Source organism: Mesorhizobium sp. B2-5-7 (genome assembly GCF_006440875.1).
GTDB lineage: Bacteria > Pseudomonadota > Alphaproteobacteria > Rhizobiales > Rhizobiaceae > Mesorhizobium > Mesorhizobium australicum.
Genome location: NZ_VFUO01000003.1, coordinates 38,124 through 61,687, shown reverse-complemented (window position 1 = coordinate 61,687; position 23,564 = coordinate 38,124). Strand labels below are relative to the sequence as shown.

Annotated in this window: 21 protein-coding genes; 11 read left to right on the top strand and 10 right to left on the bottom strand. The window is 63.7% G+C overall.

All coding sequences use genetic code 11. The annotated features are described in order from the left end of the window. The first annotated feature begins 110 nt into the window (after positions 1-110). A complete protein-coding gene (locus FJ543_RS14155; RefSeq protein ID WP_140614886.1) occupies positions 111-1,703 on the top strand; it encodes a peptide chain release factor 3 in 1,593 nt (530 codons plus the stop codon). A gap of 102 nt (positions 1,704-1,805) precedes the next feature. On the opposite strand, the gene FJ543_RS14150 is transcribed toward FJ543_RS14155, so the two are convergent. Beyond that, positions 1,806-2,276 carry a VOC family protein gene (locus FJ543_RS14150; protein WP_015314150.1) on the bottom strand — a complete coding sequence of 157 codons (471 nt, stop codon included), beginning with the start codon at positions 2,274-2,276 and terminating at the stop codon, positions 1,806-1,808. A gap of 267 nt (positions 2,277-2,543) precedes the next feature. Between FJ543_RS14150 and ilvD the strand changes: the two genes are divergently transcribed. Beyond that, positions 2,544-4,388, top strand: a complete 1,845-nt coding sequence (ilvD, locus tag FJ543_RS14145; RefSeq protein WP_140875625.1) for a dihydroxy-acid dehydratase — start codon at positions 2,544-2,546, stop codon at positions 4,386-4,388. Between the two features lie 75 nt (positions 4,389-4,463). On the opposite strand, the gene FJ543_RS14140 is transcribed toward ilvD, so the two are convergent. After that, entirely contained in the window at positions 4,464-6,218 is a 1,755-nt protein-coding gene (locus FJ543_RS14140; RefSeq protein WP_140714208.1) for an ABC transporter ATP-binding protein, read from the bottom strand. 151 nt (positions 6,219-6,369) lie between these two features. Here FJ543_RS14140 and FJ543_RS14135 point away from each other — a divergent pair, with 151 nt between their 5' ends. Continuing rightward, positions 6,370-7,650, top strand: coding sequence for an amidohydrolase family protein (locus FJ543_RS14135; protein ID WP_140875623.1), 1,281 nt, complete (start codon positions 6,370-6,372; stop codon positions 7,648-7,650). Positions 7,651-7,758: 108 nt separating this feature from the next. Further along, on the top strand, positions 7,759-8,682 hold the full coding sequence (locus FJ543_RS14130) for a DMT family transporter (protein ID WP_140875621.1): 924 nt from the start codon (positions 7,759-7,761) through the stop codon (positions 8,680-8,682). Between the two features lie 17 nt (positions 8,683-8,699). On the opposite strand, the gene FJ543_RS14125 is transcribed toward FJ543_RS14130, so the two are convergent. After that, a complete protein-coding gene (locus tag FJ543_RS14125) occupies positions 8,700-9,602 on the bottom strand; it encodes a phosphotransferase family protein (protein ID WP_140875619.1) in 903 nt (300 codons plus the stop codon). A 92-nt stretch (positions 9,603-9,694) separates the two neighbouring features. Between FJ543_RS14125 and FJ543_RS14120 the strand changes: the two genes are divergently transcribed. Further along, positions 9,695-10,327 carry a class I SAM-dependent methyltransferase gene (locus FJ543_RS14120; RefSeq protein WP_140614880.1) on the top strand — a complete coding sequence of 211 codons (633 nt, stop codon included), beginning with the start codon at positions 9,695-9,697 and terminating at the stop codon, positions 10,325-10,327. Here FJ543_RS14120 and FJ543_RS14115 read toward each other — a convergent pair. Further along, positions 10,324-12,777, bottom strand: a complete 2,454-nt coding sequence (locus tag FJ543_RS14115; protein ID WP_140875617.1) for an FAD-dependent oxidoreductase — start codon at positions 12,775-12,777, stop codon at positions 10,324-10,326. The two genes, FJ543_RS14120 and FJ543_RS14115, sit on opposite strands and share 4 nt — an antisense overlap. Beyond that, positions 12,774-13,661 carry a phosphotransferase family protein gene (locus tag FJ543_RS14110; protein WP_140614878.1) on the bottom strand — a complete coding sequence of 296 codons (888 nt, stop codon included), beginning with the start codon at positions 13,659-13,661 and terminating at the stop codon, positions 12,774-12,776. The genes FJ543_RS14115 and FJ543_RS14110 overlap by 4 nt, the downstream gene beginning before the upstream one ends. 414 nt (positions 13,662-14,075) lie before the next feature. Between FJ543_RS14110 and FJ543_RS14105 the strand changes: the two genes are divergently transcribed. Next, on the top strand, positions 14,076-14,843 hold the full coding sequence (locus FJ543_RS14105) for a DeoR/GlpR family DNA-binding transcription regulator (RefSeq protein ID WP_015314141.1): 768 nt from the start codon (positions 14,076-14,078) through the stop codon (positions 14,841-14,843). On the opposite strand, the gene FJ543_RS14100 is transcribed toward FJ543_RS14105, so the two are convergent. The 4 genes from FJ543_RS14100 to FJ543_RS14085 form a co-directional block, all read right to left on the bottom strand. Continuing rightward, positions 14,840-15,739: an NAD(P)/FAD-dependent oxidoreductase gene (locus FJ543_RS14100; protein WP_140723157.1), complete on the bottom strand. Its 900-nt coding sequence runs from the start codon at positions 15,737-15,739 to the stop codon at positions 14,840-14,842. The two genes, FJ543_RS14105 and FJ543_RS14100, sit on opposite strands and share 4 nt — an antisense overlap. Continuing rightward, a complete protein-coding gene (locus FJ543_RS14095) occupies positions 15,729-16,178 on the bottom strand; it encodes an Rrf2 family transcriptional regulator (RefSeq protein WP_140660563.1) in 450 nt (149 codons plus the stop codon). Before FJ543_RS14095 ends, FJ543_RS14100 begins: the two co-directional genes overlap by 11 nt. Before the next feature lie 69 nt (positions 16,179-16,247). Further along, a complete protein-coding gene (locus FJ543_RS14090; protein ID WP_140875615.1) occupies positions 16,248-17,609 on the bottom strand; it encodes a HAMP domain-containing sensor histidine kinase in 1,362 nt (453 codons plus the stop codon). 10 nt (positions 17,610-17,619) lie between these two features. Continuing rightward, the gene (locus FJ543_RS14085) at positions 17,620-18,294 is read right to left on the bottom strand and encodes a response regulator transcription factor (RefSeq protein ID WP_140660565.1); all 675 of its coding nucleotides are present in this window, start codon (positions 18,292-18,294) and stop codon (positions 17,620-17,622) included. 298 nt (positions 18,295-18,592) lie between these two features. Between FJ543_RS14085 and FJ543_RS14080 the strand changes: the two genes are divergently transcribed. The 3 genes from FJ543_RS14080 (at position 18,593) to FJ543_RS14070 (ending at position 20,791) form a co-directional block, all read left to right on the top strand. Further along, the gene (locus FJ543_RS14080; protein WP_140875613.1) at positions 18,593-19,192 is read left to right on the top strand and encodes an rRNA adenine N-6-methyltransferase family protein; all 600 of its coding nucleotides are present in this window, start codon (positions 18,593-18,595) and stop codon (positions 19,190-19,192) included. Then, positions 19,189-19,806 carry a DedA family protein gene (locus FJ543_RS14075; RefSeq protein WP_140875611.1) on the top strand — a complete coding sequence of 206 codons (618 nt, stop codon included), beginning with the start codon at positions 19,189-19,191 and terminating at the stop codon, positions 19,804-19,806. Before FJ543_RS14080 ends, FJ543_RS14075 begins: the two co-directional genes overlap by 4 nt. 79 nt (positions 19,807-19,885) lie before the next feature. Then, complete coding sequence (locus FJ543_RS14070) at positions 19,886-20,791, top strand: LysR substrate-binding domain-containing protein (RefSeq protein ID WP_015314134.1); 906 nt, start codon at positions 19,886-19,888, stop codon at positions 20,789-20,791. Here the strand turns inward: FJ543_RS14070 and FJ543_RS14065 are convergent. Continuing rightward, positions 20,788-21,279, bottom strand: a complete 492-nt coding sequence (locus FJ543_RS14065; protein ID WP_140875609.1) for a helix-turn-helix domain-containing protein — start codon at positions 21,277-21,279, stop codon at positions 20,788-20,790. The genes FJ543_RS14070 and FJ543_RS14065 overlap by 4 nt on opposite strands. Before the next feature lie 76 nt (positions 21,280-21,355). Between FJ543_RS14065 and FJ543_RS14060 the strand changes: the two genes are divergently transcribed. Both FJ543_RS14060 and FJ543_RS14055 read left to right on the top strand, forming a co-directional pair. After that, entirely contained in the window at positions 21,356-22,201 is an 846-nt protein-coding gene (locus FJ543_RS14060; protein WP_140875607.1) for a class I SAM-dependent methyltransferase, read from the top strand. A 207-nt stretch (positions 22,202-22,408) separates the two neighbouring features. After that, positions 22,409-23,563, top strand: coding sequence for an ABC transporter substrate-binding protein (locus FJ543_RS14055; protein ID WP_015314131.1), 1,155 nt, complete (start codon positions 22,409-22,411; stop codon positions 23,561-23,563). Position 23,564 lies beyond the last annotated feature (1 nt).

Sequence of the window (23,564 nt, the reverse complement as noted above, 5' to 3'; positions counted from 1 at the left end):
GCCAGCCTGAAGCAAGCCCCGCAACCGGCGGTGTTCACGCCGCCGGACCGGTCGACAGCCCGGCGCTGCGCTGCTAGAAGCCCGGCCTGTCACACGGAAATCCCAAGAGAATGCCCGAAACTATCCCAGAGGAAGTGGCGCGCCGCCGCACTTTCGCGATCATCGCCCACCCCGACGCCGGCAAGACGACGCTGACCGAAAAGCTGCTTTTGTTCGGCGGCGCCATCCAGCTTGCCGGCGAGGTGAAGGCCAAGAAGGACCGTATCCAGACCCGGTCCGACTGGATGAAGATCGAGCGCGAGCGCGGCATTTCGGTCGTCACCTCGGTGATGACCTTCGAATATGAGGACAACGTCTTCAACCTGCTCGACACGCCGGGCCACGAGGATTTCGCCGACGATACCTATCGCACGCTGTCGGCGGTCGACTCGGCCGTCATGGTCATCGACGCCGCCAAGGGCATCGAGCCGCGCACGCTGAAATTGTTCGAGGTCTGCCGGCTGCGCGACATCCCGATCATCACCTTCGTCAACAAGATGGACCGTGAAAGCCGCGATCCGTTCGAGATTTTGGACGAGATCGAGCAGAAGCTGGCGCTGGACACCGCGCCCATCACCTGGCCGATCGGCCGTGGCAAGACCTTCTCCGGTACCTATCACCTGGCGCTGAACGCCGTGCGCAAGGGCGATGACGAGAAGGAACGCACCCCCGTCAACGGTCCCGATTCCAACCGCGTTGCCGGCCTTCTGCCGGAAAACGAGCGCGAGGCCTTCATCGAGGAACTCGAGCTCGCGCGAGAAGCCTGCCGTCCGCTCGACATCGAGGCCTTTCGCGAGGGCCATCTGACGCCGGTCTATTTCGGCTCGGCGCTGCGCAATTATGGCGTGCGCGACCTGATCGAGGCGCTTGGCGCCTTTGGCCCGCCGCCGCGCGCGCAGGAGGCCGATACCCGCACTATCGAGGCGACGGAGGAGAAAATGACTTCCTTCGTCTTCAAGATCCAGGCCAACATGGATCCCAATCACCGCGACCGCATCGCCTTCGTGCGCGTCTGCTCGGGCAAGCTCGAGCGCGGCATGAAGGCCAAGCTGGTGCGCACCGGCAAGCCGATGTCACTCTCGGCGCCGCAATTCTTTTTTGCCCGCACCCGCGTCACCGCCGACGAGGCGTTTGCCGGCGATGTCGTCGGCATTCCGAACCACGGCACGCTGCGCATCGGCGACACGTTGACCGAAGGCGAGGAAATTCTGTTTCGCGGCGTGCCCAACTTCGCCCCGGAAATCCTGCGTCGCGTCCGTCTCGGCGACGCGATGAAGGCGAAAAAGCTCAAGGAAGCGCTGCACCAGATGGCAGAGGAGGGCGTCGTCCAGCTGTTCTCGCCGGAAGACGGCTCGCCGGCCATCGTCGGTGTCGTCGGCGCGCTGCAGCTCGATGTGCTCAAAGAGCGGCTGAACTTCGAATATACGCTGCCGGTCGAATTCGAGATGTCGCGCTTTTCCATCTGCCGCTGGATATCGGCCGACGACAAGGGCGAGGTGCTTCGCTTCATCGAGGCGCATCGCGGCGACATCGCCCGCGACCTCGACAACGACCCGGTCTTCCTCGCCCAGCATGCCTTCTCGCTGAACTACGAAGCCGAACGCTGGAAGGCGATCCGCTTCGCCACGATCAAGGATTATCAGGTGCGAGACAAGGCGGCGTGATTCTAGTGAGTAGTGAGTAGTGAGTAGTGAGTAGTGAGTAGGTGCGCCTCGTTCTCCCGTCGCACTACTCACTAGCAACTACTCACTACTCTACTCTTATGATCACCCCTTGGCCGCCGCTTCGATCTCAGCGATATCGATCTTGCTCATCTGCATCATTGCCGACATCACCCGGCCGGCCTTGGCCCTGTCCGGATCCAGAAGCAGGCGCGGCAGCTGCTCCGGCACGACCTGCCAAGACACACCGAATTTGTCCTTTAGCCAGCTGCATTGCGAAGGTTCGCCGCCACCTTCGATAAGCTTCTCCCAGAAGTAATCGACCTCTTCCTGCGTCTTGCAGTCGATCGACTGTGACATCGCCTCGTTAAACTTGAATTGCGGTCCGCCATTAAGCGCCTGGAACGGCACGCCGTCGAGCTCGAACGTGGTCATCAGCACTTTGCCCGCATCTGCGTGACCCTCGGGCCAACGCAGAACGCTCGTAACCTTCGAATTCTTGAAGATGGAGACGTAGAAATTCATCGCCTCTTCTGCCCGGCCGTCGAACCACAGGCAGGTGGTGATCTTTTGCATGTCGTGCTCCTAGGTTGCTTCCTGCTGTTACAATGAAACGGCTGACTCCGAGAATGGTGCCATTTCTTGCCGTCTGCCCAAGGACGGCCTTGATACGCCCGACCCGACATAGACATCGAATTTTTCTGAGACGCTCGTTTTTTCAGGAGAACCTGGCGCATTGCAAAAATGTGGCCAGACCATACTTGGCGGTCTATAAACCCTGCGATCAAAATTCAGCGCCGCCACGCTCCGCATCGAGCGCAGCCAGACAGCCAAGGAAAATTCATGCCCGCCTATCGCTCCCGCACCACCACCCATGGCCGCAACATGGCCGGCGCCCGCGGCCTGTGGCGCGCTACTGGCATGAAGGACAGCGATTTCGGCAAGCCGATCATTGCGGTGGTCAACTCCTTCACCCAGTTCGTGCCGGGCCATGTCCATCTGAAGGACCTCGGCCAACTGGTAGCGCGCGAGATCGAGAAGGCCGGCGGTGTCGCCAAGGAATTCAACACCATCGCCGTCGACGACGGCATCGCCATGGGCCATGACGGCATGCTCTATTCGCTGCCGTCGCGCGAGCTGATCGCCGATTCCGTTGAATACATGGTCAATGCGCACTGTGCCGACGCCATGGTCTGCATTTCCAATTGCGACAAGATCACGCCCGGCATGCTGATGGCCTCATTGCGCCTCAACATCCCGACCGTCTTCGTCTCCGGCGGCCCGATGGAAGCCGGCAAGGTTGTGCTGGCCGGCAAGACGCAGGCGCTCGACCTCGTCGATGCCATGGTTGCGGCCGCCGACGACAAGATCTCCAACGAGGACGTCAAGGTCATCGAGCGCTCGGCCTGCCCGACCTGCGGTTCCTGTTCGGGCATGTTCACCGCCAATTCCATGAACTGCCTGACCGAGGCGCTGGGCCTGTCGCTGCCCGGCAACGGCTCGACGCTGGCTACGCATGCAGACCGCAAGCGCCTGTTCGTCGAGGCCGGCCATCTCATCGTCGATCTCGCCCAGCGCTACTACGAGCAGGATGACGAGAGTGCATTGCCGCGCAGCATTGCCTCGAAGGGCGCCTTCGAGAATGCCATGACGCTCGATATCGCCATGGGCGGCTCCACCAACACCGTGCTGCACATTCTGGCCGCCGCGCATGAGGGCGAGGTCGATTTCACCATGGAAGACATCGACCGGCTGTCGCGGCGGGTGCCGGTGCTATGCAAGGTGGCGCCGGCCAAGTCCGACGTCCACATGGAAGACGTCCACCGCGCTGGCGGCATCATGGCCATCCTTGGCCAGCTCGACAATGCCGGGTTGCTCAACCGCGACCTGCCAACCGTGCATACGGCGAGCCTCGGCGAGGCGCTCGACCATTGGGATATTTCGCGCACCTCGAGCCAGAATGTGCGCGACTTCTTTCTCGCCGCGCCCGGCGGCGTGCCCACGCAGGTCGCCTTCAGCCAGGACCGTCGCTGGGACGAGCTCGACATGAACCGCGAGACAGGCGTCATCCGCTCGGCCAATACGCCTTTCTCGAAAGACGGCGGCCTTGCCGTCCTGAAAGGCAATCTGGCGCTCGACGGCTGTATCGTGAAGACAGCCGGCGTCGACGAATCGATCCTGAAATTCACCGGACCGGCTCGCGTCTTCGAAAGCCAGGATGCTTCGGTCAAGGCGATCCTTGCCAATGAGATCAAGGCTGGTGACGTCGTCGTCATCCGCTATGAGGGTCCGCGCGGCGGCCCCGGGATGCAGGAGATGCTCTATCCCACCAGTTATCTGAAGTCGAAAGGCCTCGGCAAGGCCTGCGCGCTGGTCACCGATGGGCGCTTCTCCGGCGGCACCTCGGGCCTGTCCATCGGCCATGCTTCGCCGGAAGCGGCGGAAGGCGGGCTGATCGGACTGGTGCAGGAGGGCGATACGATCGAGATCGATATCCCGAACCGCACCATTCGCCTTGCCGTCGATGACGCGGAACTCGATGCGCGCCGAGCGGCGATGGAGGCCAGGGGCGCGGACGCCTGGAAGCCGCGGGAAAAGCGCAAGCGCAAGGTGACGACGGCGCTGCGCGCCTACGCCGCCTTCGCCACCAGCGCCGACAAGGGGGCGGTGAGGCACGTGCCGGAGTAAAGTTCGAATCTCGTCAGGCAGGCGCTGCGGCACAAACTCCGCAGGACTACCTGTCTCGACTTGCGCCGCTCCACATTAAGGCATCAGCTGATATTCATACAGCTTCTGGTAAAGCCCGCCTTGCCCGAGCAGCATCTTGTGCGGCCCGCTTTCCACCACCTTGCCGGCTTCCAGCACCACGATCGTGTCGGCCTGGTGCACGGTCGAGAGGCGGTGTGCGATGACGATTGTGGTGCGCCCTTCCGTCAGCTGTTGCAGCGCGTCGCGGAACAGCGCTTCCGACTCGGCGTCGAGCGCACTCGTTGCCTCGTCCAGCAGCAGGATTTCGGCATTGCGCAGCATGGCGCGCGCGATCGAGATGCGCTGGCGCTGGCCGCCCGACAAGAGGCCGCCATTCTCACCGACATCCGTCTCGTAGCCTTTCGCCTGCGCGACGATGAAGTCATGCGCGTTGGCGGCCCTGGCCGCGGCGATCACCTCGTCGTCGGTCGCATCCTCGCGCCCAAGCCGGATGTTGTGCATGATCGTGCCGGCAAACAGGAACGTATCCTGGCTGACATAGGCGATCTTTTCCCGCAGTGAGGCGAGCGTGGCATGGGAAATGTCCTGGCCGTCAAGCAGCACCCTGCCGCTCTTCGGGTCATACATGCGCATGATCAGGTTCAGGATCGTCGACTTGCCGCCGCCGGAGGGGCCGACCAGCGCCGTCATCTTGCCGGGCGCCAGGGTCAGGTCGAACCGGTCCAACACCGGCGGACCGTTCTGATAGGCGAAGCTGACGGCATCGAACCGGATCTCGCCCGGTCCGGCCCGAAGCGGCTTCGCATCCGGCTTCTCGGCTAATGTCAGCGGCTGGTCGGCGAGCTCGAACATCATGCGCACGCCGACAATGCCGCTTTCCAGAGATATGCGCACCCGCGCCAGGCGCTTTGCCGGCTCATAGGCAAGCAGCAGCGCGGCGATGAAGGCCATGATGTTGCCAGGCATCTGGCCGCCCTGCAGGACCAGCAAGCCGCTGACCATGACGGCGCCGGCGATCGCCAGGCCGGCCAGCGTTTCCATCACCGGATTGGTCACCGCTTCCAGCGCGGCGATGTTGTTGGCCCGATCCTCGACGTCCGCCACCGCCCTGTACATGCGTTTGCGCATCAGGCCTTCGAGGTTGAAGGATTTGACCACGCGCACGCCGATCGCGGTTTCCTGCATCACCTGCACGATCTGGCCGACCGACCGGAACTCCATGGCGGCGAACTTGCGCACGCGCTTCAGGATGCGGTTGACGCCATAGATGGCCAACGGACCGACGACGAAGCAGATCAGCGACAGCGCCGGCTGCTGCCAGACCATGACCCCAATCAGGGCAGCCAGCGTCACCAGATCGCGCACGTAGGAAGTGACGATGAGGTCGAGCACGTTGCGCGCCGCCTGGGCATTGTTGGTCATGCGGGTGATCAGGTCGGACGACGAGGTCGAATGGTAGAATTCGATGCCTTGCGCCAGGATGCGGTCATAGATCTTGCGCTGCCGTTCGGCGATGATGGCGTTGCCGACGCGGCTCATGAAATAGGCCTGGACGAAATTGGCGATGCCCTTGACGATGAAGATCCCGGCGACCGCCACGGCGATCATATTGACGCGGTCGACCCGTTTATCGATGACGAATTCATTGGTGATTTCACGCAGGATCCAGGCACTGGCGGCCGTCATGCCGGCCACCACGAGCATCGACAGGATGGCGGCGGCGTAGCCGGCCCTGTGTTGCCGGAACGATTCCCGGAGCAGCCTTGCGACGAGGCGCTGGTTCTCCGTCGAGCGGAAGAAGCGAAACAACGGCTGATCCTTGATGCCGGGATGACGAAGGCGGCTTATAGAGGGAGATGCCGCCGGAGGGAACCTTTCGCCGCCATGGAAAGAAACCGCTGCGGCGGGGTGTCTTTTGAGACACGATGCGGCAGTGATTCTTCAAGCAGGATGATGACAGATGGATTTCGATCTTATTGTGCGCGGCGGCACGCTTCCGGATGGCGGCATCGCCGACATCGGCATCAGCGGCGAGACGATCGCCGCGATCGAGCCGAAGCTCGACGGTTCCGCGCGGACCGAGGTCGACGCCCATGGCAATCTGGTGTCACCGCCCTTCGTCGATCCGCATTTCCACATGGACGCGACGCTCTCCTACGGCCTTCCGCGTATCAACGCGTCGGGCACGCTGCTCGAAGGCATAGCGCTATGGGGCGAACTGAAGCCGCTCCTGACGCACGAGGCCGTGCGTGACCGGGCGCTCGCCTATTGCGACTGGGCGGTGTCGATGGGGCTGCTCGCCATCCGCACCCATGTCGACGTCTGCGACGACCGGCTGCTGGCCGTCGAGGCGCTGCTGGAGGTCAAGAAAATCGTCGCCCCCTATATCGATCTGCAATTGGTTGCCTTCCCTCAGGACGGCTTCTATCGCTCGCCGACCGCGCGAAAAAACACCATTCGCGCGCTGGACATTGGCGTCGACATCGTCGGCGGCATTCCGCATTTCGAGCGCACCATGGCCGACGGCACACGCTCGGTTACCGAACTGTGCGAGATCGCGGCAAAACGCGGGCTCATGGTCGACCTGCATTGCGACGAGACCGACGACCCGCTGTCGCGCCACATCGAACAGCTCGCCTATGAAGCGCAGCGCCTCGGCCTGCAGGGCAGGGTGGCCGGTTCGCACCTCACCTCGATGCATTCGATGGACAATTACTACGTCTCGAAGCTTCTGCCGCTGATCGCCGAAGCCGGCGTTTCCGCGATCCCCAATCCGCTGATCAACATCATGCTGCAGGGCCGCCACGACACATTCCCGAAGCGGCGTGGCATGACGCGGGTCAAGGAGATGCTGGCGCTGGGCATCCGTGTCGGCTGGGGTCAGGATTGCGTGCTCGATCCCTGGTATTCGCTGGGCACCGCCGACATGCTCGACGTCGCCTTCATGGGCCTGCATGTAGCCCAGATGTCGAGCCCCGCCGACATGGCGCGCTGCTTCGATATGGTCACCAACGTCAATGCCGCGATCATGGGCCTCGACCATCTCGGCCTCGGCGTCGGCAAGCGCGCCAGCCTGGTGATCCTCGATGCCGGCAATCCGATCGAGGCTCTGCGCCTGCGCGCCGAGCGCATCTGCGTCATTGCCAGGGGCAAGGTGGTGGCGAAGCGGACGAGGCAGGATACCAGGCTTTCCATCTCCGGCAGGCCGTCGCAGGTGAATCGCAGGCACATATCCACCTAGATACAGCCGATTCCCGACGCTGGTCTTACCTATTTCCCGATTTCTCCTCGTCAAAGCCGGCGCTTCCGTCTACGACGCGGCTCGGGCGAGGGAGGAATCGGGGCCGGCATGACGCAACCCGTGGCGCGGAATTCCACAATCAAGAATGTCCTCCTGGCCGGCATCCTGCTGATGCTGGCCGGCGACTTCCTGTTTGCGCTCAATGATGCGATGGGCAAGTGGCTGGTCGCCAGCTTCTCCGTCGGCCAGGTGGTGCTGATCCGCTCGATCGGCGCTTTCTTCGTGCTGGGTCCGATGATCGCCAACCAGGGCGCCGGCAGACTGTTCCAGCTGGAGCGGCCAGGGTTGCAGATCCTGCGCGTGGTGGCGACGACACTGGACACCGCCTTGTTCTACGCCGCCGTCGTCTACCTGCCGCTTGCCGATGTGATGAGCTTCTACATGGCCGGGCCGATCTATGTGGCGGCGCTGTCGCATTTCCTGCTTGGCGAAAAGGTCGGCTGGCGCCGCTGGGTGGCGATCCTGCTTGGCTTCTGCGGTGTGGTCATCATGCTGAAACCCTCCTCTGCCGCGTTTTCGCTGTCATCGAGTTTCGCACTTGTCGGCAGCCTTGCCTTCGCCTTCGCCATCATCCTTAACCGGCGCCTGCGCGGCACCAGCGACACCAATCTGGTGACATGGCAGACGATCGGCACGCTGGCGGTTGGCGGCGCCCTCACCATCGGCGCCTGGAAGACGCCGTCTGCGCTTGATTTCGGCGCCATGCTGCTGCTCGGCATCGTTTCCTGCGGGGCGCATCTGATGATCACCAGGGCACTGAAATTGGCGCCGGCCTCGACGCTGGCGCCGCTGCACTACACGCTGCTCTTGTGGGCGGTGGTGTTCGGGCTGGTGTTCTTCGGCGACGTTCCCGGCCCGCGCATCCTGATCGGCTCGGGCATCATCGTCCTGGCCGGCATGTTCATCTTCCACCGCCAGAAGGTGGTCGACACCACGGTGCCGCCGGAGAACGTGCCGAAAGGCGTGAACTAAGGCTGGATTTCTGGTGCCTAGCCCTTGCGTACCGCCGCCAGGTGCCGCGAAAACTCCTCTGTCTCCATCAGCGCCTTGCAGCGGGCGAAGCGGCCGTCGGCATAGGCGCGGAAATCGTCGACGGGATTTTCGTTGGCAAGCTGGATCAGCCCCCACAGCGTCCAGAGCAGATCGCACATCGCCTTGTAGATGACGATGCGGCCGCGCTCCGCCGGCCTCGCCTCGCCGCCGAAATAGGCGCGCATCAGCTCCTCGTCCTGGGCGGCGTCGAACTTGCCTTCCACGCTGAGGTCGCCGAGGTCCCAGAGCGGGTCGTTCATCCCCGAATATTCCCAGTCGACGATCCACATCCGCTCGCCCGTATCGAGGAAGTTCTCGCACAGCGGATCGCAATGGCAGGCGACGAGGGGCAAGGGGCGGACGGCCAAGGCCGAACGTACGCTCTCGGCCTCGCGCACCACGTCATGATAGCCGGCGGGCAGGGCGACATCCCTGGTCGACAGCACCTTGAGATAGTCGTCGATCATCGAAAACAGTTCGAAGCGGAAGGGGAACACCGCGCCGGACGCGTGCAGCTTGCGGAAGGCCTCGGCCGCTCGGGCCGGGCTGCCCTGCCGCTCCCTGAATTTCTCCGGCGACATCGTCTCGGCGCCGGCGATATAGCGCGTCACCATGAGGCCGCTGGCAGCGTCGGCATGCAGCACTTCGGGGCTGACCCCGGCTATTGCCGCCTCACGCGCGGCAATCGCCTCGTTGGCGCGGTTGATGTATTCCTCGGTGCCTTTGCCTGGAATACGCAGGCAGTAATCGCCGGCCTTGAAGACGAGGTTGGTCAAGCCGCCGAGCCGTTCCAGCCGCCCAGTATAGCCGGCCAGTACCGGAATGACGGCAAGTTTTGCCCGCGCCTCGTCTGTCCCCATGCCTGCGTCCCCACGCGTTATTTCTCGGCTGCACGGTTCCACAATTTTCGCCGTTTGGCTATCATCGCGGCGAGACGAGGAATGGTGGGCACGTGGCGGACAGCAAACATCAAGGCGCGCTCGGCGAGGTCTACGCGGCCAAGCGCCCGGAAGAGGTGGCGGCACTGTACGACCGCTGGTCGCAAACCTACGACGCCGACATGTCGGCAGCCGGCTACCGCCACCCGACCATCTGCCTTGCTTTGCTCGCCCGCCATCTGCCGCGCGGGTCAGCCCCGCTGCTCGACGCCGGGGCCGGCACCGGGCTGATCGGCGAGTGGCTTGATATTGCCGGCTATCCCCAGGTCGAGGCGCTGGATATCTCGCAAGGCATGCTGGATCAGGCCGCGCGCAAGGGCGTCTATTCGGCGCTGCATTGCCTGGCGCTCGGCGGCGCCTTGCCATTTGCCGACAGCACCTATGCCGGCATCATCTCGGCCGGCGTCTTTACCTCCGGCCATGTCGGCGCCGAGGGACTGGACGAACTGATCCGCATCTGCCGGCCGGGTGGGGTGATCGTGCTGACGGTCAAGAACACGTTGTGGGATCACGGTTTTGCCGCGCGCATCGCCGAACTTGAGGCACAAGGCCTGGTCACGCGGGTCGAGGAAACACGACCATATGTCTCAATGCCAGGCGAGGCCGATACCGTCCCCAGCCGTGGCCTCGCCTTGCGCGTGAGTTAAGCCTTCACGCGCTCCATTGCCGGGTCGTATAGCGGCTCAAGATGGATTTGAGCCGGCGTCCGCTCCATCGCCACCACAAGTTCATAGCTGCCCGAGGCGAGAAAATCATCGCTTACTCCGTCAGCGTTGCGCACATAACCGTAGCCGATGTTCTTTCCCACCGTGTAGCCATAGCCGCCGCTGGTGAGATAGCCGACCGGCTGGCTATCGCGCAGGATGGTCTCGCGTCCGACGAGCACGATCTCCGGATCATAGACCGTGAAACCGGCAAAGCACTTCTTCAGCGAGGCGCCGCCAACCTTCTCGAGTGCGCGCCGTCCGACGAAGTCGGTGTTCTTGCGCAGCTTGACCGCCCAGCCGAGCCCAGCCTCCAGCGGTGTGTCGTTGGGCGTGATGTCGGAGCCCCAGGCGCGATAACCCTTTTCCAGCCGCAGCGATTCCAGCGCGCGGTAACCGACCGGCCGGATGTCGTGCTTCCCGCCGGCCGCCATCAGCACGTCGAAGACTTCGCCGGTGGCGGCGATCGGCACATGCAGTTCCCAGCCCAGTTCGCCGACATAGGTGACGCGCAGCGCCCGGACCGTGTGACCGGCTATTGTGATCTCGCGCACATGGCCGAACGGGAAGCCGGCATTCGACACATCCGCATCGGTCACCGCCGAAAGTACGTCGCGGGCGCGCGGTCCCATCAGCGACAGCGTGCCGAAGTCCTCGGTGACATCGGCGAGCTGTGCATCGAGGCCGTGGCCAATATGGTCGCTGATCCACGAGGCATCATGGGTGCGGAAACCGGTGCCGGTGACGATATAGAATTTTTCCTCGGCCAGCCGCGACACGGTTAGGTCGGCCTCGATGCCGCCGCGCGTGTTGAGGAGTTGCGTGTAGGTCAGCCGGCCGACCGGCTTGCCGACATCGTTGGCGCAGATCCAGTCCAGGGCCCTCGCCGCGTCGGGCCCGCTCAGCTCGTACTTGGCGAAGGACGACTGGTCGAAGATACCGACATGCTCGCGCACGTGCCGATGTTCGTCGCCGACGGCGGCGAACCAGTTCTGCCGGCCCATCGAATAGATGTCCTTCGGCTCGACGCCCTCCGGCGCGAACCAGTTCGGCCGTTCCCAGCCGAGCTTGGAGCCGAACACGGCGCGATGGTCTTTCAGTCTGTCGTAGAGCGGGGAGACGATGCGCGGCCGGCCGCTGGTGTATTCCTCATGCGGGAAGCCGATCGCGTAATGTTTGCCATAGGCTTCCAGCGTACGTTCGCTCACCCATTGCCGGTCGCGGTGCAGGTTGGAAAAACGCCTGATGTCGACCACCCAAAGGTCGAGCGGCGCCTCGCCGTCGACCACCCATTGCGCCAGCACCCAGCCGGCGCCGCCGCCCGAGGCGATGCCGAAGGCGTTGAAGCCGGCGCCGACGAACATGTTGGCGCATTCGGGCGCCACACCGAGGATGAAATTGCCGTCCGGCGTGAAGCTTTCCGATCCGTTGATCATCTGCTTGACACCGACCGTCTCCAGCGCCGGCACCCGCGCGATCGCCTGCGCCATGTGCTGCTCGAAATGATCGTAGTCGTCGTCGAACAGCCGGAACTCCCAATCATTGGGCACGTCGCCCCCGGGAAGATTGGTCGTCCAGGCTTGCGGGTTCGGCTCATAGCCGCCCATCACCAGCCCGCCGACCTCCTCCTTGAAATAGGTGCGCCGATCGGGGTCGCGCAGCGTCGGCGCGTCGGTTGCCAGCCCCGCGATTTTCTCGGTGATGATATACTGGTGCTTGACCGGCTGCAGCGGCACGTTGATGCCGGCCATCGCGCCGACCTGCCGCGCCCATTGCCCGGCGCAGTTCACCACCTTGTCGCAAGCGATGTCGCCTTGATTGGTCTTCACCGCCGTGATGCGGTCGCCCTTCATCTCGAAACCCGTGACGCGCACGTCCTCGTAGAGATTGGCGCCGTGCATGCGCGCGCCCTTGGCCAGCGACTGCGTGATGTCGGAAGGGCTCGCCTGGCCGTCGGTCGGCAGCCAGGAGGCGCCGACGAGATCGCCGGTCTCCATCAAGGGCCACATCGCCTTGACCTCCGCCGGAGACAGCAGCTGCATGTCCATGCCGAAGCTTTTCGCCGTGGTCGCCAGCCGTTTGTATTCGGTCCAGCGGTCGGCATTGGTGGCGAGCCTGAGGCACCCCGTCATCTTCCAGCCGGTGGCAAGACCGGTTTCGGCTTCCAGCCCCTTGTAGAGGTCGACCGAGTATTTCAGTACCCGCGTGATCGAGGCCGACGAGCGCAACTGGCCGACCAGGCCGGCGGCATGCCAGGTCGAGCCCGAGGTCAGCTTGCCCTGTTCGAGCAGTACCACGTCGGCCTTGTGGTCACGCGCCAGATGATAGGCCGTCGAACAGCCGATGATGCCGCCGCCGATGACGACGATCTCGGCCTGGCTAGGCAAGGTCATGATTTCAGGATCCCGTATTTTATCCGGTAGTTTTCCAGCGCCGCGTCGAGCCGCGCCAGGTTTTCCTCGGTGTAGGCGACGTAGTCGATGCCCGGGGCGTCGAGATAGAGCTCCGACACCATGCTCCACATCGCCTCGCGTAGCAGCGAGGCACATTGCATGGCGGCGTGCGAGCGGCGGATCGCCTCGTCCGGTTCCTTCATGAAATAGGCGGTCAGGAAGGCGAAGGATTCCTCGTCGCTCATGCCCGCGTTCGAGGCGACGCCGGCAAGGTCGAACATCGCCGTATTGAAGCCGGCATATTCGAAATCGATCAGCCAAAGCCTGCCGCCGTCGTCGAGAATATTAGCCGGCAAAAGATCATTGTGGCCAAAGACGATCGGCAGCAATTTCTGGGCGCGCTCCAGTTCGTCGGCCAACGCCAGAAAGCGCGGCAGGTCACCGCGCTTGCGGCTGTTGCCCTCGTCGAGCGTGCGCGCATAGTCGCGGATGACGTGGAACACCCAGAACATGAAGCCGGCGCCGGAGATATGGTTGGGCATCTCGCGGTGAAAGCCGCGCATCAGCGTCGCGACGCGGCGGAGATTGGCGCGCACGTCCTCGGCCAGATAGGTTCTGGCGCCAAGAAACGCCGTCACCATGATCCCCGGTTCGGCATAACGGACCGCCGGTGCGAAGCCCGCCGCGTGAGCCGCCCGCGCGGTCATCACCTCCCGTTCGCGGAAGACATGGTGGAACGGATAATCCTGGCCGAAACGCACCACATGTTTGCCGGCCGCATCGGTGACCACATAATTGGCGTTGCTCAGGCCGCCGGGCAGCGGCGCGATCTCGATGGCGCCCGTCCAGCACGGCAGGGCGTGGATGCGGTCTTCGGCAATCACGGGATCATCCCTGGTTGGCAGGCCTGGTTTGCTGGGCTTCGATATGGCGCCATGGGCCGCGCAACGGCGGCGTGGTGAAACGCAAACAATCTCGTCGGTGCGGGATGCCAGGATCGGTATCCCGCACCGCACCGACGAGCCCCTTGGCCAGGTTTTTGAGCCCGGCATCCGCCCCCGCGGATCTGAAAATTCCTTGCGCCAGACACGTTACAGGCTGCCTGGGGTCAGTGAATTGCGGCTCTGCCAATTACCATCCCGCTGCAGTTCCGAACCCGTTGAAGATGGATTTCACGCCGGGGTTGCTCTTCTGTCAACGAAAAGATGTGACTTTTTTTGGGTGTTTCGCCCGAAAGCATGGGCAGCTCCTTTAAAAGCGCTAAGAATGCCTTAGAAACGGTCATTTGGGACGCCCATATGAACCACTCGAAACGGCATGGCGAGATCCTGCGGCTGCTGCAGGAAGAGGGAACCGTCACTATCGCCAGCCTGGCCGACCGGTTGGGCGTTTCGCTCGAGACCGTGCGCCGCGACGTCAAGCCGCTCACCGGCGACGGCTCGGTTCTGAAGATGCATGGCGCCATCGGCCTGCCGTCGATGGTCGGCGAAGCGCCGTTCGAACGGCGCATGCGCGAGCATGCCGACGCCAAGCGAAGCATTGCCCGCGCGGTCGCGGCCACTATCCGCGACGGCGAATCGATCATGCTCGACACCGGCACCACGACCTCGTTCCTGGCGCGCGAACTGCTCGGCCACCGGCGCCTGACGGTCGTCACCAACTCGTCCGACATCGCCCGCACCCTGGCCACCATCAACGGCAACAAGGTCTATATGGCCGGCGGCGAGCTGCGCAGCGATTCAGGCGCCGCGTTCGGGACGTCGGCCATCGAGTTCGTCAGCCGCTTCTCGGTCAGCCACGCCATCATCTCCACCGGCGCCGTGGATGCGGTGACGGGTGTCATGGACTTTGATCTGGACGAGGCGGAATTCGCCCGCATGGTGCTGTCGCGGGGCCAGCGCTCGCTGGTCGTCACTGACCACACGAAGTTCGGCCGCCATGGCCTGGTCCAGGTCTGCGGCTTCGACGGCTTTTCCGAACTCGCCACCGACCGCGCGCCGCCGCACGACATTGCCGCGGCACTGGCGCAAGCCGGGGCGCGCCTCAGCGTGGCCGGCGGAATTTAGCCGAAGACCAGCGACTGGTGGGCGCACACGCCCGCGAAGGTGCCGCCCGACACGGCGAAGGCGATGTTGTGCATCGCACGTGCCGCGTCACCGGCGGCATAGACGCCGGGAACCGTCGTTTGCTGCCGGTCATCGACTGATATCATCGGGCCGAGCAGGCCGTCCTTGAGGCCGCAGCCGAGTTGTTCGGCCAGCGGGCTCGCCATCGTGTTGCGTGGCGCGGTGAATATCGCCTTGACGCCAGCCTGCCGGCCATCGACGAGATGGACAACCAAGCCGCCGGAGCCATCATCGCTCAGTTCGTTGACCGTCGCGGGCTCGAACCTTACATTCCTGCTCTCAAGCGCATGCATCTCGTCGGCATCGGGCTTGATCAGTCCGTTGCCGAACAGCGTGATGTCGCCCCAATCGGAAATCAGTTGCGCCTGATGCATGGACATCGGGCCGGTCGCGAGCACGCCGAGCGGCCCGGTGGAAACCTCGTAGCCGTGGCAATAGGGGCAATGCAGCACGGTTCTGCCCCATTGCTCGGCAAGCCCCGGAACCTCCGGCAGGATGTCGCGCACGCCGGTTGCCAGCACCAGTCGTGCGGCGCCGAACGTCTCGCCGCCATCGGTGGTGATTTCGAAATCGCTGCTGCTGTTGGCAATGGCTTTGTCCGCCCGTGCGGTCACAAGCCTGGCCGTCGGGTAGGCAAGCAATTGCCGCCTTGCATCGTCCAGGATCGCTCCAGGCGTGCGTCCGTCCTGGCCGAGAAAGCCGTGCGAATGCGCGGCAAAGCGGTTGCGCGGCTGGCCGGCGTCGATCACCAGCACGGTGCGCCGCGCCCGCGCCGCCTGCATGGCGGCGGACAGGCCGGCGAAGCTGCCGCCGATAACGGCAAGATCATACTGCATGGCTGGAAACTCCAACGAGGTCGAAACGACGGTGAAAATCGGCTGTCAGGTCGGCCAGCGTGATGCGGCTGAGCTTCTCCGCCAGCAGCTTCTCGGCCGCGATGCGAAAATCGTCGAGCACGGCGATCACCGCTTGCTCGACGAGACAGCCCGGGCTTTCCGGTTCGGTGCTGAACGGCAGCAGCGTCTCGCCAAGGGCAAGGCTGATCTCGGCCAGTGAAATGTTCTCGGGCGCGCGCCCGAGCAGCCAGCCGCCGCCATGTCCGCGTGACGAGGTGACGATGCCGGCGTCACGCAAGCCTGCGATGGTCCGGCGCACCACCACCGGATTGGTATGGATGAAGGTGGCAAGCTGCTCGGAGGTCAGAGCCTGCTCGGGCTTCTCGGCCATGTGAACGAGGATGTGCAGAGTGGAGGACAGTCGGCTATTACGCTTCATGTAACTTAGTTAGTTACGATTTGTCGCAATGTCAAACGCACCAGCGGCCTTGCGAGGTTGGCGGCAAGGCTAAACGGGTAAAGCGCGAAAACTCATCCTGAAGCAGGCGCCGCTGGGCTTGCCATCGAGGATATCGATGCGGCCGCCATGGAGATACATGATTTCCTGCACGAGATTGAGGCCGAGGCCGGCGCCATGATCCTGCGGGCGCAGCCGATAGAAGGGCTCGAAGATGCGCTCCCGCTCGCCCGGCGGGACGCCGTCGCCTTCGTCCCGGACCTCGATGATGGCGGGCGTTGTGACGCCGACGGTGATCTTGCCAGCGCGACCGCCATGCTCGATGGCGTTCTGGACGATGTTGGTCACCGCGCGCTCGATGGCGGTGCGGTCTCCGGTGGCGAAAATCGTGTCCCGTTCCGGCTCGAACGACATTTCGTAACCGGCAGAAAACGCCATCGGCGCGAGGTCCACGATAACGCCGCGCGCGGTCGCCACGAGATCGACCGCTTCGAACGGCGACGTCTGCCGGTCGAGGCGCTGCAGGTCGAGCAACTGGTCGGTCAGCGTCGAAAGCCTGGCCGCGTCCTGCAGCAGCCGTGCCCGCTCCGGTGTCGCCGGCAGCGAGGCGAGGCGCGTGTTGAGGATGGCTACCGGTGTCCTGAGCTCATGGGCGGCGTCGGTGAGGAAGCGCTTGTGGCGCTCATAGCCCTTGTCGAGGCGCGCAAGGGCGGCATTCACGGCCTTGACCAGCGGCGTCACTTCCGTCGGCACGTCCTTCAGCGGCAGCTGCACGCCGCGCTGGTCGATGTCGATGCGCTCAGCCTCGGCCGCCGCATGGCCAAGTCCCGACAAAGCGCCACGCACCACCCATGGCGTCGCGAACAGCGTGGCCAGCGCCATCAGCCCGGCGAGCGGCAATATGCCCTGCAGGAAGAATTGCGGCGCCTGGCCGAGCAGACGCAGCAGCGAAAGCCCGCCCTTGGTGCCGCTGAAAATCTGGACGTTGCCGGCCATCGTGTCGGTCCAGCGGATCTTTCCCTCCGGCGGCGCGGCTTGTCCGATTGCATGGTCGATACGGGCGTCGCTGATCGTGTCCAGCAGTCCGGTGAAAGGCTGGAAGGTGGGCGGCACGGTCCCCTCCTGCAGCCTTTGCCCCTGCTTGTCTCGAATGATGAACCAGAGGTCGGGAACACCCGACCGCAGCTTCGTCAGGTCCGAGGTCTCGCGCAGAACCAACTTGCCGCCGGCATCGCGTGTCACCGCATCCGCCAGCACGTCCATCGTGCCGTCCTCGTAATCGTGCGGGATAAGGCCGGTGGCCAGCATGGCGCCGAGAATGCCGACGATGATCAGGGTCAGCATGGCGCATTGCAGCAAGGCGATGCGCAGCACCAAGCTCCATTTCAGCGAATGCGGGCGCTTGAGGCTCATCGCTTGGCGCTCATGTCGTCTCGCGCAGGAGATAGCCGACGCCGCGAATGCCGTTGATCGTCACCCCGGCATTGGCATCGGCGAGCTTGCGGCGCAGGCGCGAGACGTGCGTGTCGAGCGCGTTGGACTGGATCTCGTCGTCGAGACCGAACACCGCCTCCATCAGCGCCTCGCGCTGCACCATGCGGCCGGTGCGGCGCATCAGAGCCTCCAGCACAAGGAGTTCGCGGCGCGGCAGGCTGAGCGGTTCGGCGCGGATAGAGGCTTCGCGATGTCCGACGTCGAGCACCAGATCGCCGGCGCGGATGAACTGCGACTGCAGCGGCGCCGGGCGCCTGAGCAGCGCGCGCAACCGGGCAAGCAGTTCCTCGAACGCGAATGGCTTTGCCAGATAATCGTCCGCGCCCATGTCCAGCCCATCGACCTTGTCCGACGTGTCGCCTCTCGCCGTCAGCACCAGCACGGGCGAGGTGTTCCTGGCCGAACGCAGTCTCGGCACCAGCGACAGCCCGTCGCCATCCGGCAACTGGCGGTCGAGCAGGATGGCGTCATAGCTGTCGACGGCAACGAACCCCTCCGCCTCCAGCAATGTGCCGGCGTGATCGACCACCATATCGTGGCGCTTCAGCGCGGCACGCAGGGCCGAAACCATCTCGGGTTCGTCTTCGACCAGCAAGATACGCATCGACAATCCCTCAGAAAACCGCGCCGGGCGCTACCGCGCCAACATTGCGTAAACATGGCAAAGCCGAAGGACTGCGGTCGACAGGCACTTTCTTGGCCTCAGCGAAATTGCGCAATGTCTATGCAACCCAATCGCGGCAAACAACCCGGGTCGGCACGAATCGCTCGCGCCGACGTGAAGGCGTCAGGCCCGAATATGCAACAGGTCGGGCCTGACGCTCGAAACCAATGGCGCTGAAACGAAACCACGTGGCCACACCAAACTGGTTGGCGTGATGTTGTCCGGGATCGAGGTTACCATGCCCGCAAATGATGCTCTGTCCTTTCTCATGGCGTGGACGGTCGCGCCGTTCAGGGTCGGCTCCGTCACGCCGTCCAGTTCCAGCCTGGCGGCATTGATGACCTGTGACATTGGACCCGAGACCGGGCCCGTGCTGGAACTCGGCCCAGGAACCGGGCCGTTCACGAGGGCGCTGCTGTCGCGCGGGGTGAAGGAGGAAGATTTGACGCTGATCGAATCCGATCCGGATTTCGCCGCACTGCTCATGCGTCGTTTTCCTGCCGCCCGGATTTTCGAAATGGACGCCGTCGGTCTGCGCCATCTCTCGCTCTTCCAACGGCCTGCGATTGGCGCCGCCGTCAGCGGCTTGCCTTTCCGGCTGATTTCGCCGCGCAGGACATTTGCGATTCTCGAAGGTGTTTTCGCCAACGTTCGCCCCGGCGCAGCGCTCTACCAGTTCACGCTCGGACGGCGCTGTCCATTCGACCAGTCGCTGCTCGACAGGCTCGATCTCGGGGTTACGCGGGTTGGCCATACCTTTCGCAACTTCCCGCCGGCGACGGTCTATCGCATCACCAGGCTCAACACGTCAGGAACCTACGACTGGCGCTTCGCATGACGGGACCATTGTCGGCCATTCTCGGCTTCGGCCTGTTCGGCGTCTTCTGCCTCGCCTTTACCGAGAAGATTCTGCCGATCCCGCCCTCGCATCTGCTGCTGCTGTTCCTCGGCATGACGGCGGTGCCTGACGATGCGACGCTGGCAATTCTGCTTGGCGTGACCACGCTGGCCTCAATGACAGGCTGTCTCGTCTGGTACACTGTCGGCCGCCGGATCGGAATCGATCGCGCCGACAGGCTGGTCGAGCGGTTCGGCAGATATGTCTTCTTGCGCCCCGAAACCTACCGCAAGCTTGGCCAGGCCTATCGCCGCAACCATGTCAGGGTTTCCCTGCTGGCGCAGTTTATTCCGACGGTGCGCAACTATTTGCCGATCGCGGCCGGCGCGCTCTGCCTGCCAGCCTTACCCTTCGTGGTCGCGACGCTAGCCGGAGCCACGCTCTGGAATGCCGGCTTTCTGCTTACGGGCTATGCGCTGCACGGCAGCGGCCAAAGCCCGCTCGCCGTCGGCTTTCGCATCGTCGCTATTGTCCTGGCGCTGGAAACGGCATTCATGCTTGCCTTGCGCTATGGCCCGGCATGCTGGCGGCGCATCCGACCGATGCCGGGCTGAGCCAGGGCCAGGCATCCAGCCATGGGATAAGCTTCGCCATCGGCTTTTCTTCGCGGCTGCGTCGGTGTTTAGTCCGGCAATGGCCTTCACCATCCGGCAGTTGCAGTTCTTCATCGCCGTCGCCGAGCAAGGCACGGTATCGCGCGCGGCGCAAAACCTCTCCATCTCGCAATCGTCGGTCACCGAGGCGATCAAGGAACTTGAAAGCGATCTTGGCGTCGAACTGTTCGAGCGCCATCCGCGCGGCCTCAACATCACCCACAAGGGCCACCAGTTCCTGCGCCACGCGACAAAGATTCTCGCCGACGTGTCCGACGCCCGCCGCTCTTTTTCCGGCGAGCAGGCGGTGGCGGGCGGGCGGCTGCAACTGGGCGTCACCTCGCTGGTCGCCGGCTATGTGCTGTCGGATCTGCTCTCACGCTACCGCCGCGCCTATCCCGGCGTCGAGGTCTCGGCCATCGAGGACAATGGCGACTACCTCGAACATCTCCTGATCGGCGGCAAGCTGGACATTGCCGTCATGGTCACCTCCAATTTGCGCGACCGCACTGCACTGCAATCGGAAATCCTCGAAGTCTCGGCTTACCGGCTGTGGCTGCCGCTCGGCCATCCCCTGGCTGGCGCCGACATTATCGGCATCGGCGATATCGCCTCCGAACCGCTGATCATGCTGACCGTTGACGAGATCGAGGAAAACACCGGCAAGCTGCTGACGGCGATCGGCGCCAGGCCGCATGTCGCCTTCCGCACCCGTTCCGTGGAGGCCGTTCGCAGCCTCGTCGCCACCGGGGCCGGCGTGGCGCTGCTGCCTGACCTCGTCTACCGACCCTGGTCGCTGGAGGGCGACCGCATCGAATCGCGCGACATTTCCGGTTCCTTGCCGGTGGTGCAGGTTGGCATGGTCTGGCGGCGGGGATCTGGCTTGGCCGCCGCGGCGCGCGATTTTGTGGGTCTTGCCCAGTCGCAGCGGACGGTGCGCCGCTAGTGTGGTCTGCTCCCGGCGACGCCGCCAGTCTTGCGCTTGCGCTTTGTGGCGAGAACCGGCTCCGCTTTGAAAGGCCCGAGCGGAGCAACCTCGAAGCGGCCGGCGCCGGCAAGCCTGACGGCGCGGCGAAACGTCGGACACTCCATCGGCCGAGCGGCGGGGCATCGGGCGGCGTGACGCAAAGCCTCCCGGATCGCGGTCAGGCGCTGGATGGTGTGGTCCAGTTCGTTGGCCTTCGCATCCAGGCGCGCCCGATCCATTTTCGGCAGGCCGTCGGGCGTCAGCATCGCGGAAATCTCGTCCAGTGCGAATCCGCCGGCGCGTCCAAGCCCAATCAAGGCGAGCCGTTCCAGGACAGCCGGATCGAACAAGCGGCGCAGGCCGCGACGGCCGATCGAAGCAATTAGGCCCTTCTCCTCGTAGTAACGAAGTGTCGATGCGGGTACGCCGGTGCGGCGCGACACTTCGGCAATGTCCATATCTTTCATGCTTGACCTCAAGTCGGCTTGAACTCGTAAAGTGATGGCGACGATTGGTGAGAGCAACAGAAAAGTGAGGTCCGTTATGTCGCGATCCGCACAGCCAAACACACGGCAAGCCGCGCTCTGGAACGACGCCAGCGGAAAGGCCTGGGTCGAAATGCAGCCGATCCTTGACGAGATTCTGGCGCCGTTCGAGCGGCTGGTAGTCGATGCCGGCTATCCCGGGGAAGGGGGCAACGTCCTGGACATCGGCTGCGGCGCCGGCGCGACAACTCTGGCGATGGCGCGCCGCGTCGGCAACAACGGACGTTGTGTTGGGCTGGACATTTCGCAGCCGCTTGTCGCTCTGGCGACAGAACGCACGCAGGCGGAAGAGGTGGCAAACGCAAGTTTTGAAGTGGGCGATGCCCAGACGTATGCGTTCGAACCAGGTCGCTTCGACGCTGTTGTCTCGCGCTTTGGTATCATGTTCTTCGATGATCCCGTGGCCGCGTTCTCCAACATAAGACAGGCAGCGAGGCGCGGTGGCAAACTCGCCTTTGTTGCCTGGCGCAGTCCGGCGGAGAATGATTTCATGACGACCGCCGCGCGAGCGGCTGCGCCTTTCCTGCCGACCGCACCCGCGCCAGACCCCGATGCGCCGGGGCAGTTTGCCTTTGCCGACGGCGCCAAGGTGAAGCGGATACTTGAAGCGAGCGGCTGGTCGTCAATCGACGTCAGACAGGCGAACTTACCATGTAAGATCGCCGAAGGGGATCTGATGATGTATGCCACCCGGCTAGGGCCGCTCGCCGCCGCGCTGCGCGAGGTCGACCAGGCGACGGCCGAAAAAATTATCACGGTGTTGCCTGCTGCCTTCGCCCCTTTCGTAAAGGATGGTCAGGCTCGTTTCAACGCCGCCTGCTGGCTGGTGACGGCGCTGGCCTGAGGGAGTATATCGGAAAAACCGATATCGGCCTTCTGATAAATGAATTTGCGAAACCGGGATTTTCAAAGCACCTTCCGTTGGAAGGACCAAAGCTGCCATCAGAGTGGCGTCAAGTCCAACGGACGAGCTGACAAGTTTTTCAGTCCGCGCGTGATCTGGCGACAACCGGAGCGGTTTCAGGATCACGTGCCAAAATGGGAGATCGATATGCATTCATTCCTGAAGTCGTGCACTGCCTTGACGGTCGCGCTGACCTTCTCCGGTCAGGCCATCGCCCAGGTGAAGGAACTCGGCAAGGGCGAAGGTCAGGTCAACATCGTCGCCTGGCCGGGCTACATCGAGCGCGGCGAGACCGACAAGGGCTATGACTGGGTGAGCGCCTTCGAGAAGGAGAGCGGTTGCAAGGTCAACGTCAAGACCGCCAACACCTCGGATGAAATGGTCTCGCTGATGAACGAGGGCGGCTTCGACCTCGTCACAGCTTCGGGCGATGCCTCGCTGCGGCTCGTCGCCGGCAAGCGCGTGCAGCCGATCAACACCGATCTCATCCCGAGTTGGAAGACGGTGGACGACCGGCTGAAGGACGCGCCCTGGTTCACCGTCGACAAGGTGCATTACGGCGTCCCCTATCAGTGGGGTCCCAACATCCTGATGTACAACACCGAGGTCTTCAAGGAAGCACCGAAGAGCTGGAACGTCGTCTTCGAGGAGATGAAGCTGCCGGATGGCAAGTCCAACAAAGGCCGCGTCCAGGCCTATGACGGACCGATCCATATAGCGGACGCCGCCAATTATTTGATGTTCCACAAGCCGGAACTCGGCATCAAGGATCCCTACGAATTGAACGAGGACCAGTACAAGGCGGCGCTCGAATTGCTGCGCGTCCAGCGCACGCTGGTTGGCCGCTACTGGCACGACGCCGCCATCCAGGTCGACGATTTCCAGAACGAAGGCGTCGTTGCATCAGGCTCGTGGCCGTACCAGGTCAACACGCTGGTCGCCGCCAAGAAGCCGGTCGCCTCGACCGTGCCGGAAGAAGGCGTCACCGGCTGGGCCGACACCACCATGATGGAAGCCGACGCCGCTCACCCGAACTGCGCCTATATGTGGCTCGAGCATTCGCTGGCGCCGAAGGTGCAGGGCGATGTCTCCGCCTGGTTCGGCTCGCTGCCGGTCGTGCCGGCCGCCTGCAAGGGCAACGAGCTGCTCGGCGAGGAAGGCTGCAAGACCAACGGCTACGACAATTTCGACAAGATCAAGTTCTGGAAGACGCCGGTTTCCAAATGCGCCACCCAGAACGACCAGTGCGTGCCCTATTATCGCTGGGTCTCGGATTACATCGGCGTCATAGGCGGCCGGTGAG

What these genes read in the sequence shown, in the direction of transcription:
- FJ543_RS14155 (WP_140614886.1), top strand. Translation starts at nt 111, where the DNA reads ATGCCCGAAACTATCCCAGAGGAAGTGGCGCGCCGCCGCACTTTCGCG.
- FJ543_RS14150 (WP_015314150.1), bottom strand. Translation starts at nt 2,276, where the DNA reads ATGCAAAAGATCACCACCTGCCTGTGGTTCGACGGCCGGGCAGAAGAG.
- ilvD (WP_140875625.1), top strand. Translation starts at nt 2,544, where the DNA reads ATGCCCGCCTATCGCTCCCGCACCACCACCCATGGCCGCAACATGGCC.
- FJ543_RS14135 (WP_140875623.1), top strand. Translation starts at nt 6,370, where the DNA reads ATGGATTTCGATCTTATTGTGCGCGGCGGCACGCTTCCGGATGGCGGC.
- FJ543_RS14130 (WP_140875621.1), top strand. Translation starts at nt 7,759, where the DNA reads ATGACGCAACCCGTGGCGCGGAATTCCACAATCAAGAATGTCCTCCTG.
- FJ543_RS14125 (WP_140875619.1), bottom strand. Translation starts at nt 9,602, where the DNA reads ATGGGGACAGACGAGGCGCGGGCAAAACTTGCCGTCATTCCGGTACTG.
- FJ543_RS14115 (WP_140875617.1), bottom strand. Translation starts at nt 12,777, where the DNA reads ATGACCTTGCCTAGCCAGGCCGAGATCGTCGTCATCGGCGGCGGCATC.
- FJ543_RS14105 (WP_015314141.1), top strand. Translation starts at nt 14,076, where the DNA reads ATGAACCACTCGAAACGGCATGGCGAGATCCTGCGGCTGCTGCAGGAA.
- FJ543_RS14100 (WP_140723157.1), bottom strand. Translation starts at nt 15,739, where the DNA reads ATGCAGTATGATCTTGCCGTTATCGGCGGCAGCTTCGCCGGCCTGTCC.
- FJ543_RS14095 (WP_140660563.1), bottom strand. Translation starts at nt 16,178, where the DNA reads ATGAAGCGTAATAGCCGACTGTCCTCCACTCTGCACATCCTCGTTCAC.
- FJ543_RS14090 (WP_140875615.1), bottom strand. Translation starts at nt 17,609, where the DNA reads ATGAGCCTCAAGCGCCCGCATTCGCTGAAATGGAGCTTGGTGCTGCGC.
- FJ543_RS14085 (WP_140660565.1), bottom strand. Translation starts at nt 18,294, where the DNA reads ATGCGTATCTTGCTGGTCGAAGACGAACCCGAGATGGTTTCGGCCCTG.
- FJ543_RS14080 (WP_140875613.1), top strand. Translation starts at nt 18,593, where the DNA reads ATGCCCGCAAATGATGCTCTGTCCTTTCTCATGGCGTGGACGGTCGCG.
- FJ543_RS14075 (WP_140875611.1), top strand. Translation starts at nt 19,189, where the DNA reads ATGACGGGACCATTGTCGGCCATTCTCGGCTTCGGCCTGTTCGGCGTC.
- FJ543_RS14070 (WP_015314134.1), top strand. Translation starts at nt 19,886, where the DNA reads ATGGCCTTCACCATCCGGCAGTTGCAGTTCTTCATCGCCGTCGCCGAG.
- FJ543_RS14065 (WP_140875609.1), bottom strand. Translation starts at nt 21,279, where the DNA reads ATGAAAGATATGGACATTGCCGAAGTGTCGCGCCGCACCGGCGTACCC.
- FJ543_RS14060 (WP_140875607.1), top strand. Translation starts at nt 21,356, where the DNA reads ATGTCGCGATCCGCACAGCCAAACACACGGCAAGCCGCGCTCTGGAAC.
- FJ543_RS14055 (WP_015314131.1), top strand. Translation starts at nt 22,409, where the DNA reads ATGCATTCATTCCTGAAGTCGTGCACTGCCTTGACGGTCGCGCTGACC.